General features: G+C 52.8%; 13 protein-coding genes. 10 read left to right on the top strand and 3 right to left on the bottom strand.

The features are described from left to right. Positions 1-15 precede the first annotated feature (15 nt). Both FE783_RS04765 and FE783_RS04770 read left to right on the top strand, forming a co-directional pair. Positions 16-996, top strand: a complete 981-nt coding sequence (locus FE783_RS04765; RefSeq protein WP_138878176.1) for an agmatinase family protein — start codon at positions 16-18, stop codon at positions 994-996. Positions 997-1,222: 226 nt separating this feature from the next. Further along, positions 1,223-1,717: a GNAT family N-acetyltransferase gene (locus FE783_RS04770; RefSeq protein ID WP_138878177.1), complete on the top strand. Its 495-nt coding sequence runs from the start codon at positions 1,223-1,225 to the stop codon at positions 1,715-1,717. An 18-nt stretch (positions 1,718-1,735) separates the two neighbouring features. On the opposite strand, the gene FE783_RS37895 is transcribed toward FE783_RS04770, so the two are convergent. Beyond that, positions 1,736-1,900, bottom strand: coding sequence for a hypothetical protein (locus FE783_RS37895; protein ID WP_202916125.1), 165 nt, complete (start codon positions 1,898-1,900; stop codon positions 1,736-1,738). Between the two features lie 153 nt (positions 1,901-2,053). Between FE783_RS37895 and FE783_RS04775 the strand changes: the two genes are divergently transcribed. Both FE783_RS04775 and FE783_RS04780 read left to right on the top strand, forming a co-directional pair. Further along, positions 2,054-2,533, top strand: a complete 480-nt coding sequence (locus FE783_RS04775; RefSeq protein WP_138878178.1) for a GAF domain-containing protein — start codon at positions 2,054-2,056, stop codon at positions 2,531-2,533. 192 nt (positions 2,534-2,725) lie between these two features. Continuing rightward, positions 2,726-3,595: a cation diffusion facilitator family transporter gene (locus FE783_RS04780; RefSeq protein WP_420799709.1), complete on the top strand. Its 870-nt coding sequence runs from the start codon at positions 2,726-2,728 to the stop codon at positions 3,593-3,595. A 76-nt stretch (positions 3,596-3,671) separates the two neighbouring features. Here the strand turns inward: FE783_RS04780 and FE783_RS04785 are convergent, their stop codons facing one another. Then, a complete protein-coding gene (locus FE783_RS04785; protein WP_138878180.1) occupies positions 3,672-4,346 on the bottom strand; it encodes a GntR family transcriptional regulator in 675 nt (224 codons plus the stop codon). Between the two features lie 125 nt (positions 4,347-4,471). Next, positions 4,472-5,314 (bottom strand): helix-turn-helix domain-containing protein, encoded by an 843-nt coding sequence (locus FE783_RS04790; protein ID WP_138878181.1) that lies wholly within the window; start codon positions 5,312-5,314, stop codon positions 4,472-4,474. Positions 5,315-5,499: 185 nt separating this feature from the next. Between FE783_RS04790 and FE783_RS04795 the strand changes: the two genes are divergently transcribed. The 6 genes from FE783_RS04795 (at position 5,500) to FE783_RS04820 (ending at position 14,818) form a co-directional block, all read left to right on the top strand. Further along, the gene (locus FE783_RS04795; protein ID WP_138878182.1) at positions 5,500-6,561 is read left to right on the top strand and encodes an amidohydrolase family protein; all 1,062 of its coding nucleotides are present in this window, start codon (positions 5,500-5,502) and stop codon (positions 6,559-6,561) included. A gap of 14 nt (positions 6,562-6,575) precedes the next feature. Further along, complete coding sequence (locus FE783_RS04800) at positions 6,576-6,926, top strand: Rieske (2Fe-2S) protein (protein WP_138878183.1); 351 nt, start codon at positions 6,576-6,578, stop codon at positions 6,924-6,926. 160 nt (positions 6,927-7,086) lie between these two features. Then, positions 7,087-8,445: an ABC transporter substrate-binding protein gene (locus tag FE783_RS04805; protein WP_138878184.1), complete on the top strand. Its 1,359-nt coding sequence runs from the start codon at positions 7,087-7,089 to the stop codon at positions 8,443-8,445. 124 nt (positions 8,446-8,569) lie between these two features. Then, on the top strand, positions 8,570-10,873 hold the full coding sequence (locus FE783_RS04810; protein WP_138878185.1) for a right-handed parallel beta-helix repeat-containing protein: 2,304 nt from the start codon (positions 8,570-8,572) through the stop codon (positions 10,871-10,873). Positions 10,874-11,149: 276 nt separating this feature from the next. Next, complete coding sequence (locus FE783_RS04815) at positions 11,150-13,687, top strand: phosphodiester glycosidase family protein (RefSeq protein ID WP_138878186.1); 2,538 nt, start codon at positions 11,150-11,152, stop codon at positions 13,685-13,687. Between the two features lie 81 nt (positions 13,688-13,768). After that, positions 13,769-14,818, top strand: a complete 1,050-nt coding sequence (locus FE783_RS04820) for an FUSC family protein (protein WP_138878187.1) — start codon at positions 13,769-13,771, stop codon at positions 14,816-14,818. The last annotated feature ends 117 nt before the right edge of the window (positions 14,819-14,935 follow it).

The following is a 14,935-nucleotide window of genomic DNA, read 5'->3' on the forward strand; positions in this document are numbered from 1 at the left end:
AGGAGGAGTCCACAATTGGAACGTATACCATACATCGGACGACCGGGCATTGTTCATACTTCCGGTCAGGGGGACCCTTACGTTACCCGGCTGAGCGACTGGATTACCGAATGGGACGGAGCGGAGGCGCTGGATGCGGCTGTCATCGGTGCGCCTTTGTCCAAAAGCTCGATCAGCTTCTCGGGCGCTCACATGCATCCCGGCGTTTTCCGTCAGCTGTTCAGCGCGTTTACAACTTACAACTTTGAAGAAGATCTCGACTTGCGCCATATGCGAGTTCGCGATTTGGGCGATATCGCGATGCACGTCACCGATATCCCGCAATGCCACACCAACATCGAGCGGGCGATGGCCGAAGTGGCCAAACGCCTGCCTACCGCCGTCCCTTGTCTGATCGGGGGCGACCACTCGATCACGTACCCGTCCGTGACCGGATTGCGAAGCGTTCGGCGGCAAAGGATCGGGCTTATCCAGTTCGACGCCCATCTCGACGTACGGGATACGGCATATGGCGGACGGTCGAACGGAACGCCGGTGCGCAGCTTGGTCGAGACGGAAGCGGTCCGGGGGGAGGACATTGTCACAATCGGGCTGCGCAGCTTCGCAAATTCGAAGGAGTACCGGACTTATGCGGAGCAGCAGGGGATAACGCTTTATACGGCGAAGCAAGTTCGCGAGCAAGGCATCCGAACGGTACTGGAGGAAGCGATGGATCGGCTCGCCTCCAAAGTCGATGCGGTGTATGCGACGTTCGATATCGACGTGCTGGATCAGTCGGACGTGCCGGGAGTTCCGGCTATCGGTCCGGGCGGGTTGTCGCCGATCGACTTGTTTTATTGCGCCGAAGCGCTCGGTGCTTGGGATCGTGTCGCGGCCATGGATATGGTATGCGTCGATCCGAACCGCGATACGCGCGACAGGACGACCCGCATCAGCATGCACGTGCTGCTCTATTTTTTGACCGGACTGGCCAAACGTCTGCGAACAAGCGAATAGATCGAGCGGTATGCAGAAGTCGTGAGGGATCACGGCTTTCTTTTTTTTGAGGTGTTGAGACGATCGCGGCGAATAAATAATTGATAACGATAGTTCACCTGTCAGGAATAAGGTATCTTGTCCTAAAATAGAAATGCAAGCCGATATTGCCGATTACCCAATAATTAGCCGCACCGCAGATGCACGCTTCGATAGGTTCTTCTGCGCGAACTCGAGGAGGAACCGGATGTCCGTTACATTTAGAGAGATAACTGAACACAATTGGGAGGAATGCGTTCGACTGCAAGTCCGGGAAGGACAAGAGCGATTTGTCGCCCCCAATGTATACTCGATTGCTCAAGCCAAGTACGAGCCCGACAAAGTTCCTCTTGCGATTTACAAGGATCAAACGATGGTAGGATTTATGATGTACGGACGCGATCCCGATGACGGACGTTATTGGATTTTGCGGCTCATGATCGATAAGAGCTATCAGGGCAGAGGCTACGGCCGTGCCGCTCTGCAGCAAGCGATAGCCTTAATAAAAAGCAAGCCGGATTGCAGCAAAGATTTGACCATAAGCTTCAAGCCGGACAATGAAGCCGCTTCGAAACTTTACAAGAGCCTAGGATTCGAAGCGGAAGATTCGGCCGATATCCAGGATCATAACAAAGAGATTGTCGCCAGACTGCCGTTATTCGAAGATAGTGGCACGGAACAAAGCAGGAGCTCCCGGCTATAGGGAACTCCTGCTTTCATTTTACTCTTCATTCTCGTAGGCTTGGTTAGCGGATTCGTTTTGTTCGAACACTTCAGCGGCTTCCTCGGCGGAAAACTCCGTTTCGTATTCGCCCGGGACAGGCAATTTGTTCAGCTTTGTCGTCTGAACCATCGCTTTTGTTTGTTCGTTATTGGATTTGGCCATAATGGCACCTCCTTTATTTAACTAACAACAACGTTTAATTTTCCTGATCGGTGGTAAAATTATACGCATCATTCCGGGCGTCAAGTTGGTGGCGGCAGGAGGGAGTATCCATCTATAATAGAGGTTACTACGGAATGGGGAAGGTGCGGAAGCATGTTTCATGTCGAAGCCTATCAAGGAACAAGGGAGCAAAATTACGAGTCCGTCATCCGGCAGCTGCAAGCTCTGGTGGACGGTGAAACCGATCGAATCGCGAACTTGTCCAACGCTTCGGCTTTGCTGAACCAATTTATGGACGACATCAATTGGGTCGGGTTTTATTTATATAAAGACGGCGAGCTCGTACTCGGACCTTTTCAAGGATTGCCCGCATGCGTGCGCATTCCGCTGAGCCGGGGAGTATGCGGGAAAGCCGCCCGGGAAAGGGCGATCGTGCGCGTCGCCAACGTGCATGAATTCCCCGGCCATATTGCATGCGATGCCGCTTCGCAATCGGAAATCGTCATTCCAATGGTGAAGGACGGCGAGTTGATCGGGGTTCTGGACATCGACAGCCCGAAGCCGGACCGGTTTGACGAAATCGACGAGTCGTACTTGCAGCAATTCGTCATCCGGCTGTGTGAATGCTTATAACGATTCGAATGCGGTCCGCCGACATCCTTTTGCCATAATTTGTGCCGGTGCAACATGATTGGTCCGGTTAAACTGTATTGGCGTACAGGAAGACTTCTACCGCGGGGCAAGACTGTTTCTCTAGACCCACTCGAAGTACGTTTTGTATAATGACACGGTACCCTTTTATCGTGGATGGGAGATAAGCGTATCGTGGATACAATTCAAGAAAAACGGAAGTATAGCGCGGAGTTCGGAGCTTGGTTGAGCATTATCGTGTACATCGCGCTGTCAGCGCTCAAGCTCGGAGTCGGTTATATTTCGGGCTCCAAAGCATTAATGGCGGACGGACTCAATAACAGTACGGATATTATCGCCTCGTTAGCCGTACTCATCGGACTCAAAATTTCCAAGAAACCGGCCGATTCCGATCATAAATACGGGCATTCGCGCGCGGAGACGGTAGCTTCCATGGTCGCTTCTTTTATTATGGCGGCGGTCGGCCTGGAAGTGCTGATCAGCTCGGGCGCGAAGTTCGTCCGGGGCGAATTCCAGTCGCCCGGAATGGCGGCGGCTTGGGTAGCGTTCTTATCGGCAGGCGTCATGTTCCTGGTGTACCGGTACAATATCCGCTTATCCGAGAGAACGGGAAGCCATGCTCTGAAAGCCGCTGCAGCCGACAACCGTTCGGATGCGCTTGTCAGCTTAGGGACGGTCGTGGGCATCCTTGGCAGCGTATGGGGGCTGCCATGGCTCGATGCATGCACCGCTCTTATAGTGGGCATCCTCATTTGCAAAACGGCTTGGGATATTTTTCGCGAAGCGACGCACATGCTTACGGACGGGTTTGACGTAAAGGAACTGGAAAAATATAAAGACGCGGTCAAATGGATCGACGGCGTCGAAAAAGTGAAGGACATTAAAGGCCGAGTCCACGGCAACCAAATATTCGTGGATCTCGTCATCGAAGTGGACCAAGCGATGAACGTATTAGACAGTCATGCGATTACCGAACATATCGAGAGCGAATTATGGGACAAGTATCAAATTCAGCACGTTCATGTTCATATCGAGCCTCACTGACATGCGATTGTGCGATCGAAAGCCGAAAGCACCGGAACTTGAGAGGGACCGCCCTCTACATGTTCCGGTGCTTATTTTAGTTTGATCCGGTATTGTCGTCGAAGCAAAGCAGTGAATCGCGTCGGCTTATATGATGAATCCATAGCTCCTCGATTTTGGCTAAATCTTGGGCGATCAAAGCTTCCAGCAGCAGCTCATGATCGGCGGGAATCCGGCTCAGGTCGGGAGCGAGCTTCATATTTTTAATAAAGTGAATGCGGAGCCTGTTCACGATGCCATACCAAATTTGCTTCGGGAAAGAAGTTTCTTTGTAAGTAATGATCGTTTCGTGGAAACGGATATCCTCCTCGACCAGCGAGGATATGTCGTTATCGGCGGCTGCCTTCTTCATAATTGCGATCGTCTCTCTTAAAATGTCAAAGAATGCTTGGTCCATCTCCGCCAGCTTCGTGCGTATCGAGAAGAGCTCGAGCTGTATCCGGATCGGAATGAGCAGCTCGGTAATTTCCGCCTTATTCACATCGGCTACGACCGTTTCGCGGTACGGATGATTGCTGACCAGGCCCATCGCCTCAAGATCACGAAGCGCTTCCCGGACCGGACCGCGGCTGACGCCCATTTGACTTGCGATATCGAACTCTCTCAGCTTATCCCCGGCCTTCAAGTCTCCGCTTACAATCGCATCGCGGATTTCTTTGCCGACCCGGTGACGGAGGGAGAAGTTGGATTGGTTCTTAAATTGAAATGACATTCTTGGTTCGCTCCATTATGAAAAAGTTGAAATACGGCTTGCAACCGGTTTCGTTACCAGTATAGCCAAGATCGTATCACTCTGGCAAGTGCAACCTTCTTCAATCGATTGTTAACAATGGTCTATTAGTTCCTTTTTTTTGCAGCTTCTTTTCTGGCAGCTGCACTGAGACCGGGAAGCGGGACGAAGGCGATCGAATGGCCCTTCTGAACGGCGGTGGGGGCGACTCCGGTAAACTTTTTGAATATGCGGTGAAAATAAGATTGCTCGCAGTATCCGAGATGATCGGATATTTCCGCGATCGTCATGCCGCCTGACTTCAACAATTCGCAAGCTACGGATACTTTGACCTGATGAATGAAATCGATGGGCGTTTGTCCGAGCATTTCCTTGAATATTCTTGTCACGTGATTCGGGGATCGGTCGATATGGCGCGCCAAGTCTGACAGCTGAATCGGCTTGCAATGATTGTGCACGATGTAGTTTTGCAGTCTGTTGATCAGGTCCTTCTTGACGGCGGAGCTATGCTTGTGCCGCGCATCGTGTATCAATCTCCCTACCAACTCGAGCAAGATTCCTTGGCAGATCAGATGCCCCCCTTGTGCTTGATCGAACCATTGCATCAGAAGCATGGAGAACCGTTGTCTGAAATAGTTGGCGTTGTGCATCCTCCATTTGAATACGCCGTGTTCGCGCAATACGTCCAGGGCCGACTCCGCCTCTCCGGTAGCGGTGAAATGAGCCGAATATTTCTGATGCGGGCCCTTGGGATCGTTGCGGCAGGAGCGTATCGTGCCGGACGGAATAAACAGCACGTCGCCATCATGAAGCTCGATTACTTCTTCCTTGACCTGATATATAACTTTGCCGCCTGTTACGAAGATCAGAATGTGGTGATAAACGGGCTCCTCGCGGATTTGCCATTTCTCGATACGGTCGTCGTACAAGACGGATTTCAAAGTAAACATAGGCAATCCCACCTCTCCTTCTCCGGAGTCGATTATTCCATTCTACGTGCGAGTCCAATGTCCTTTTTCAACGGATGCATTTCGAAAAAGGGTTGAATCGTTCAAAAAGAATCGCTAACGTTCATGGATATTGAAATCGCGATCATGATAAATTGGAGGTAAGTTAGAAGCAGAGAGGGGATCGGATGTTGAGTGAAAAACTAAAGATCATTGATTGCGACGTACACAATGCACTTAGAAGCGACAGAGATTTGCTGCCCTACTTGCCCGATGCTTGGAAGGACCGGGTAGCCCAATCGGGACTGGGCCTGATGTACTCCGGATATTACTCTCCGGTCGGAGTCGGGAGGCAAGATGCCTTGCCTCCGGGCGGAGGCGGTGTTGGATCAGATCCGGATTTCGTCATCAAGCAGCTGGTGGAGCCGTATAACATGGAATACGCGATTTTGACCAGCAATTTGTTCAGCGTATCGGTAGGCCATGATCCGGATTTCGCCGCAGCCGTGGCCAGCGCCTACAACGATTATTTGGTCGACCATTGGTTGGATAAGGATCCCAGATTCAAAGGCTCCATACTGGTAGCTTTGCAGGACCCGCAGTTGGCCGCGAGAGAAATCGACCGGCTCGGTTCTCACCCCGGCTTCGTCCAGGTGGTGAGCAGCAGCGCTTCCCGCATGCCGCTCGGCCAACGGTACTATCATCCGATCTACGAGGCGGCCGAGAGAAACGGATTGCCGATCGCGATCCATCCCGGAGCGGAAGGAGCGGGACAGGCCAATCCGCCTACGGCGGCGGGTTATCCGACGTGGTATATCGAGTGGCATACTTGTCTGTCGACGACGTTCATGGCGCATCTCACCAGCTTAATTTGCGAGGGCGTCTTCGAGAAATATCCGCGATTGAAATTCGTGTTCATCGAGGGCGGCGTATCGTGGCTGCCGCATCTGATGTGGAGGCTAGATAAAAACTACACGGCGCTGCGCTCTCAAGTCCCTTGGCTGAAAAAAATGCCAAGCGCTTACATTCGCGACCACTGCTTCTTCACGACTCAACCGATCGAGGAGCCGAGCCAACCGTCCGATCTGAAGCATATTTTCGAGATGATCGACGCGGAGCATATTTTGCTCTATTCCAGCGATTATCCGCACTGGGATTTCGATTCTCCCGATCACATTCTGAGATGGCTGAAGCCGGAAGAGCGGAGACGCATATTCTACGAGAATGCCAAGCAGTTATACAAGCTGTAGAGAGGGAAGGCATAATGACTGTACATGTTGTTGGCACGGCCGATCAGATTGGCGAAGGACAGCATCGCGTATACGACGTCTCGGGCCGTTCCGTCGTCATTTACAATATACGGGGCGAATATTACGCGATATTGAACTACTGTCCTCATCAAGGGGCGGAAATGTGCAAAGGGCGGGTGTGCGGTACGAATTTGCCCTCCGAAGTATACGAGTACTCGTTCGGAAGAGAAGGCGAAATCGTCAGATGTCCGTGGCACGGCTGGGAATTCGAGATCAAAACGGGGAAATCGCTCGCCCGCCCGAATATGAGGCTGCTCCGCTATGAAGTTGTCCTTGAGGGCGGCAAGCTGGGGATCAAGATGTAACGCCGGATGTCGGGCGGAACAGAAGCGAACATGCGGCAAGGATTGAAAACGTTTACATTTTAATGTCGCGGCGATAATGTAACTTTAGTAAGATACTTATATCCGCGAAGATATGCTCCTACCCTGTATATTCAGCGAATTTACAGGGTAGGAGCAAACGATGCTGGAGGGGGACAACAACGTGGCGATCGTATCGAGAAAAATGGGAATGGCGTCTATCTTGTTCATGCTTCCGCTTGCCGCTTGCGGCAAATTGGATAACGGTGCCGCGGATAAAGCACCGAACGCGCAGACGCCGCCGGCGGAAATTGTGTTCTACGGGGGTTCGACCCAGCCGAAAGATTTCTTCGATAAACAGTACGGTGAATTGCTTTACAAAAAATTTCCGCAGCACACGTTCAAGTACATTCAGATGCCGAGCGGGAACATCCAGGAAGGCACGACGAAGCTGCTGACGGAAGGCCAACGGATCGATATTTTCTACAACAATATCGGGATTTTCGAGAATACGCTGTTCTCGTTCGGGATGCAGTACGATATGACCGATCTGATGAAGAAGCATCAAGTCGATCTGGGCCGGCTGGAGCAGGAATCGATCAAAGCGATGAAGCAGTTTTCCGGGGGGAAAACGTACGGCGTTCCGGTTACCGATATGAAGTTCGTACTCTTTTACAATAAAGATATATTCGATAAATTCGGCGTCGGTTATCCGCGGGACGGCATGACATGGGATGAAGCGATCGAGCTCGGCAAGAAGCTGACGCGATTTGATAACGGCACACAGTATGTCGGTTTGAGTACTTCCCCGAGTCAATTCATTGCTCAGAACCAGTTGTCCATCCCGATAGTCAACAACGAGACGGAGCAGCCGACAATTAATACGAATCCCGGCTGGCGCAGGCTGTTCGATGCGCTGTTCGTGCAACCGATGCAGGATAACGGCGTTCGCAGCAAGATCGGAGCATTGAAAGCGATTCCAGGCAACGATGCGTTCGTGACGAAACAGGATTTGGCGATGTACGCGTACAACATTGCCATCTACATCAGCCCGAGCCTAATCCCCGCCATGCAGCAGTTCAATTGGGATATGGTTACGGTGCCTGTCTTCCCCGATGCGCCGGGAGTCGGTTCGCAGACAACTCCGTTCTACTTCGGCTTGACCAATATGACGAAGGAGAAAGACGCCGCCATGGAAGTGCTGAAGTTCATGATTTCGGACGAATACCAGAATTGGGTTTCCCGGCGCGGCTTCATTCCAACGTTGATGACGGATGAAACGAAGAGAGAGTATGGGAAAGAAACGGCTTTTCCGAATAAAAATTATGCCGCCCTCTTCAAGTACAAAAATGCTCCGATCCCGCCTTCCGCGGATTATACGTTCTCGGTGAACAGCGTATACGCGGCTTCCGCATTGCCGATAGCGAACGGTACGAAAGATATGAACACGGCGTTCCGCGAGGCGGAGGAGCTCGCGCTCAAACGGATCGAGGAAGCCAAGAGAAACAGAACGGCAAAATAATTGAAATGCGACCGGTCAGATTGCGGGATTCGCCCTATTAGGAGCTTGTCCCGCCCGGGCAGTCGATTCTTTTCGATCGAAATGTAAGCGATTTCAATATTTAACTTAACAGGAGGAATGCAAGATGGATGATAACAATGCGAAGAAGACCGGGGGAAGCGGGGAAGAGGCGCTAAACGGACGGAACGGCGCCATCAGCAGAAGAGCCGTATTGGCTTCACTTGGTATGGCAGGGGCTGCGGTCATCGGTTCGTCGCTCGACACCGCTCATGCCAACGCGGCATCCGTTCTGGAATCCGTATACGGAGATAATGCCAGGAAACCGGATAAGCCCCCGAAAGGCTCGCAGTTGCTGGACTGTTGTAATACTATCGTTCTGAACAGCGTGGTTGATTTTTTCACCGTTTCAATGACAGTCGATACGCTGTATATTGTGAAGGGATATCACGCGAATACGGATTATGGCGGCGGCCTATTGTTTTGGAACCCAAGCAAGCCAAAGAGCGAACATAACGGCGGAACCGTTATAAGCCCGACTGTTCCATGGGACGGATCCCGCGCAGGGCACTCCAACTTTCTTCTTGGCGTCGGCGAGACTCAGCCAAGCGGGCTGGGATGTTTCTATCGTCCTGAGCTCGAAAGCTATCCAGTTCAAATGTTCGGAGCGATCGCCGATTGGGACGGGACAACCGGGTTCGATAACCGGCTTGTATTGGAAACAACCATCAAGTCGGTCTACAAGACGGTAATCCCGAAGGGGGATTACGGCGTCGGCGCTGCCGGCTCCATTTTCATCCAAGGTTATAACGGCAAACGAATCGAGGGCGAAGGAACGCTTCACAAGATGGGCCGCAAAGGCATATTTTCGTTTAACGCTTGCACGGACATTGCAATCAGCGGCATCGGCATGGACGGACAGATCGTCAGCGACGAGGCTGAAGGCGGCAACATTTGGGACGGTACACGTCCTGCCCTCAATTATGCGTTTGCAGTGTCGTTCGCCAATTGCCACCATTGCGAGGTAAGCGATACCCGCATCTATGATTTTGCTTGGGACGGGCTGGTCGCCCAAGGGACCGTGGCGGCAGGCGGCGAGTCGGCAACGCTCTCGACCGAGATCGTGTTCCGCAACAATAAGATCAGCTCGATCCGCGGCAGCCAAATATGGCTCAAGGCCGTTCGCGGGGCGGATATTAGCCGGAACAAGCTGTATAACCCGACCGACTTCGCCCAGAAAGCCAATGCGGTCTTTCTCGTGGAATGGTGCGAGGAAATGACGGTAGCTCATAACCGGATGAGCTTCATTGGGGACAACGCGGTCGGCATCGGCGAAATGCTGAACAACAACGCTTTTGCCCGCAACAAGCGCATTACCGTCGATCATAACCTGATCAAGACAACCCGTTACCACTCCATCCTGGTCGCTCAGGGAGAAGATATCGACGTTACGAATAACATCATTCACGAGGCCGGAGCCAAGACCGTCATGCCGGGCAACAACTCGGTCGTTCTTACCGCCGCCATAACGATTATGGCCGGAGGCATTTCTCCCAGCAATGCAAGAGTTTCAGTCCATGGCAATACGATCCGGAATCCGTATGAGTATGGAGTGTACGGATTCGATCGGCCCGGCACATCTTTCGCCCAGTCTTCCGAAGACATTATTATAGAAAGCAATACGATTACTGGGGCGGGAAAGCCGCCTACAGCGACCCGGCTCGCCAGCGGCGGTATATTGACCCAATTCCAGAAGCCGGTCAAAATCTCCGGCAACGTCATCGACTATACCACGGGTGACGGAATCCGCGTATTCGGCGATGCGGTCATATCCGGAAACGTGCTGTCCCAGTTGATCGGACTCGGAATCAATGTGCCGGCGGACACGATATGGGGCAATACGGACCTCAGTTCGGCATTAACCGGCAATACGGTCAGAGATGCGACACGAACAGGGATCAGCGTGGCGGGACGCGATCAAATAACGCTGACCGGCAATACGACGATCCGATGCGGCAGGGACGTCAATCCGGGAACGGAGAATATTACGACAGCAACCCAATACGCCGGCATTTCTACCTATAACATCAGGCTCGTTCAAACAGGCGGCAATCATATGCGCGAATGCGGCTCCAGCGGGTTCGTATCCCGGTTGTGCGAATATGTACATGACTCGGGCTCTACCATGTCGGAAAACGGCCAAGTGTTTACAGTAAACAACTTGAAGAGCGGAGCCTATCTGGAAGGCAGTTCGTCACGGCTGGTCAAGGCCGCATTCTTGCTTCCACAAGGCGATGGCGGTACGACACAGCATTACCCCATACGCATCTTGTATGCGGATCCGTCGGCAGTCGCATTGGACGGCCGGTTTACCAACCATGCCAGTGCCAGTCTCGGAGTCAGCGCCAAATCTTTGATTAACATTCCATAATCGAGCAGGTACCGCCGAGCAAGCTTTCAATCTTTGAGGTTGAAAAGCTTGATTTTTTTTGAGGAGCGCCGCCACTATGCGGGAATAAGAGCGGTTACGGAAAGCGCCGAATAAGAGATGGTAGAGACCACTATTTTCTGGCAGAGAGGACAAATGGTTCACAAGTCACGTTGAGGTGCTTAATCGCCAAGCAAGTGCGGATTGAAAGTTGGCGCCATCTTCTTTATTATATAGTTAATCAAATAGATTTATAAAGTGTGGAGGAGAGAGAGAACGATGAATCAATACGGGGAACGGGAACTATTTGGAATGGCTAAAGCTCAACAAGCGGTAAATTGGGCCGTCAAGCAGGAGGAAACTTATCGCGTAGCTCCCGGTGTCGTCCATACGATCCGGCAGCTTGCCGGCCGGGATATGGTGCAAACGATCCAAATGACCGAGATAGATGCGACAAATCCATACTTGCAGCTGGAAGCTTTCTCCTCGAATGGCACGGTTACCGGACTGGAGACGGTAGGCGGGATGCTTCGGCAATTGGAGGCGCAGGGGAAGCGGATCGTCGGCGGATTCAACGGGGATTTTTTCAGCTATGCCGGTGTTCCGTCCGGACTGCAAATAACGAATGGGGAAGTCGTAACTTCTCCGTCGGTAACGAAAGTACTGATGGCCGTCATGCCGGACGGGACCGTCATTATTCGGGAGTCGGTCGAGATGAGCATGCTGCTGACAACGAGCTGCGGTTCATGTATTGGGCTGCATATGATCAATCGGGCGCAAAGCCCGGCATTTGCCGACCATGCATGGATCTATAATAATCGTTTCGGCAAGTCGACCCGCACTGCCGAAGGTACCGTCGAAGCGGTCATCACGGTTTCTGAAGGTAACGGTCTATTCATCGCAGGAAAGCGGATAACCGGAACGGTCGACCAAGCGGGCATAGGCTCCGGTACGCCGATCGAGAACGGCAAGCTCGTAATATCGGCAACCGGCACGAAGGCGCAATGGGTAGCGGAATATCTCGTTCCGGGAACGCAAGTACAGCTCGATCTTTCATTCGGCTCGGAAATCGATCGGGCGCGGCAAGTTATCTCGGGCAGCTCGACATTAGGCTGCGTTCTGCTGCGAGACTCCGAGGTGCCGCACAGACTGCTGGATCCCGCCGTCAGGCAAAACAGCGACCGTCATCCCCGTACCATGATCGGCGTCAAAGGAGGCAAGCTGTACTTGTTCGCCGTAGACGGGCGGCAGCCCGGACATTCGGATGGCGTTACGATGGCTGAGAGCGCATACTACTTGCAATCGATCGGAATGGAGCAAGCCATTAACGTCGACGGCGGCGGGTCGACCACTTGCTATATCCGACCGCCCGGCGATGACCGTTCCGTGCTGAGCAATCGCCCTTCGGACGGATTCGAGCGCCTGGTCGGCAATACTTTGGCTTTATGGAGCACTGCTCCGTTACGCTCCCTGGAGGAGCTCGTATTGCTACCCGGCCGGACGGTCAAAGTGATGTGCGGCAGCAATGTTTCATTTTCCGTTAAAGGCCGAGACGCCTTCGGCAACAATGTCCCGATACGACAAGAACAGCTGGAGTGGAAGGTGTCGGGGAATATTGGCAAGGTGGACCCTACAGGCGGATTCCTTGCAGGCGCGGTCAAAGGAATCGGACAAATTGCCGTTCGCTGCGGAACGGTAACTCAAACATGTACAATCATCGTCGAAGATCGTGCCGCCTCATTGCAAATAGAACCGTCATCCGTCGTCATGATGCCGGGAGGAAACGTGAACTTTCGGGCATTCGCCTACGACCTGAAGGGGGAGCGGGTTCGAATCGACGTCGAGCAATTGACTTGGTCGGTGCAAGGGGGAATAGGAGAAGTCGCCGCAGCCGGCACATTTCACGCGTCGGAAAGTATGCTGCAAGGCAAAGTTATAGTCAGACACGGAGAGGCGATGACAGAGGCGGATGTCCGAATCGGGATACTGCCGCATCTCATAACCGGCTTCGAGTCGTTGGACGGCATGCTTGTCACCGAGTCCAATGCGGTTCCGGGTTCGGTTGCCCTATCACGGACAGCAAGACCGCAGCCCGTTCGCTACGGCACCTTTTCCGCGAAGCTTGCGTATGATTTTACCGGCATGAAGGGGGTGTCGGAGGCGGGAATCCGCTTTATGGGACAATCGGACGATGCCGGATACTCGATCGAAGGCACCCCTTACCGTCTCAGCGTGTGGGTATTCGGGGATGCGAAACGGCATATGCTGCAGCTCCAGATAACCGATGCATCGGGTCGCAGGCAAAGCGTAAATGCAACGGAAGACGAGGGGGTGTATTGGAAAGGCTGGAAATACGTATACGCCGATATTCCCGTAAATATCGTTTATCCGATACAAGTAAACAAGCTGTCCGTCGTCGAAACGGATGAAGCGAATAAAGGTGACGGCATCGTTTATTTCGATAACTTCAGGGCCGAATACATGGATCTGAACGAGGATGTCGAAGGTCCGGCAATCGATCGGTTGACTCCTGCGCCGAATACGTCGCATAGGGCCGGAAGCCGACTCGTGATCAGCGCCGTCGTAACGGACGCGGGAAGCGGCGTCCAACCGGCATCCATTCGGATGTGGCTTAACGGTGTCGTCATGGACCATCGCTACGATGCCGTTACCGGCAAAGTCGAGTTTGTCCCCGAATCGGATTGGGAGGACGGGGAATACAACTTTGTCATCGAAGCGGCGGACAATAACGGAACCGCAGCCGTGCCGCCCGCCGGGTGGACGTTCCGGATAGGAGGGACCGGAATCGACGGCTAACGCCGTCCCGACTTGTTGGAACGGGGATCGGATTGTATAATTCTTTTGTTACCCAACCGACAAAAGAAGGAGGGAGATCCCATGACATTCGGAGCCCGGATGCTCAAGACGGGAATCGCGGTCACGTTGGCTATATACGTGAGCACTTGGCTTCACTTCTCTCCTCCGGTCATTGCCGCCGTGGCGGCGATCTTCGCCGTGCAGCCGTCGATTTACCGTTCATGGCGCTACTTTCTCGATCAGGTGCAAACGAACACGGTCGGAGCCACGATCGCGCTGCTGGCCGGCATGTTTTTCTCCAATGATCCGATCGCGATAGGAGTTATTTGCGTCCTCGTCATTATGCTCTGCATCAAATTCAAGATGGAAGAAACGATCGGCTTGACGCTCGTAACGGTCGTGGCCGTCATGGAAGCATCGGGTCAATGGGATTTCGCTTTGAACCGGTTTCTGCTCAGCCTGATCGGCATCATATCCGCCTTTGTGATCAATATCGCGTTTCTGCCTCCGAAGCCCAAGTCGCAATTTTACGAGCAAGTCGATTCGGTATTTACCCAGTTGTCTTTGCTGCTTCGCACGGCCATATCCGATGAGATCAAGGAGAAAGTATTCCGCGAGCGGAGACAGGCGCTGCAAGACGGTCTTGCTTCGCTAACCGCCAAGTACAAGCTGCTCGAGGAGGAGCAGAAGAAGCTGAAGCGTACCAAATACCGGCAAACGCGTCAGCTTGTCGTGGACAAGCAGATGCTGTATACGCTTCAGAAAGGCTTCGAAGCGCTGGAAGCCGTGCACGAGCATTTTTTCCAAGCGGATCGGACCGAGGAAATGAATAGAAGATTCGATCGGCATTTGGAGAAAATGATCAAGTTTCATGAGCATGTTCTGCTGAAATTCGAGGACAAGCTGAAGTCCGGCAGCTGGGATTCGACTCCGGCAGAGGAAGCCAACGATGTATTTATGAAACAGGCGATGACCCAATACAATGAAGGCAAGAACGGTTCATTGCGGCTCATTATCGTCGCGGCGGCCATATACGACTATGGTCATCAGACGGCCCGGTTGAACCGGATCGTCGAGCATGTCGACCCGGACGAGGAGGAGAAGGAGGAGGAACATATCCCCCAGAAGTGAAAATCTGCTTCGTAGATTAATCCTATTACTTCTGGGGAAGCCCCCGATATCCACAGAAATTAGCTTCGCATAATTTCCTATACAATAAACAAAGCCGTCGGCTCTATGCCGGACGGC

Origin of the sequence: Paenibacillus mesophilus, assembly GCF_005938385.1 — a bacterium.
GTDB lineage: Bacteria > Bacillota > Bacilli > Paenibacillales > NBRC-103111 > Paenibacillus_AB > Paenibacillus_AB mesophilus.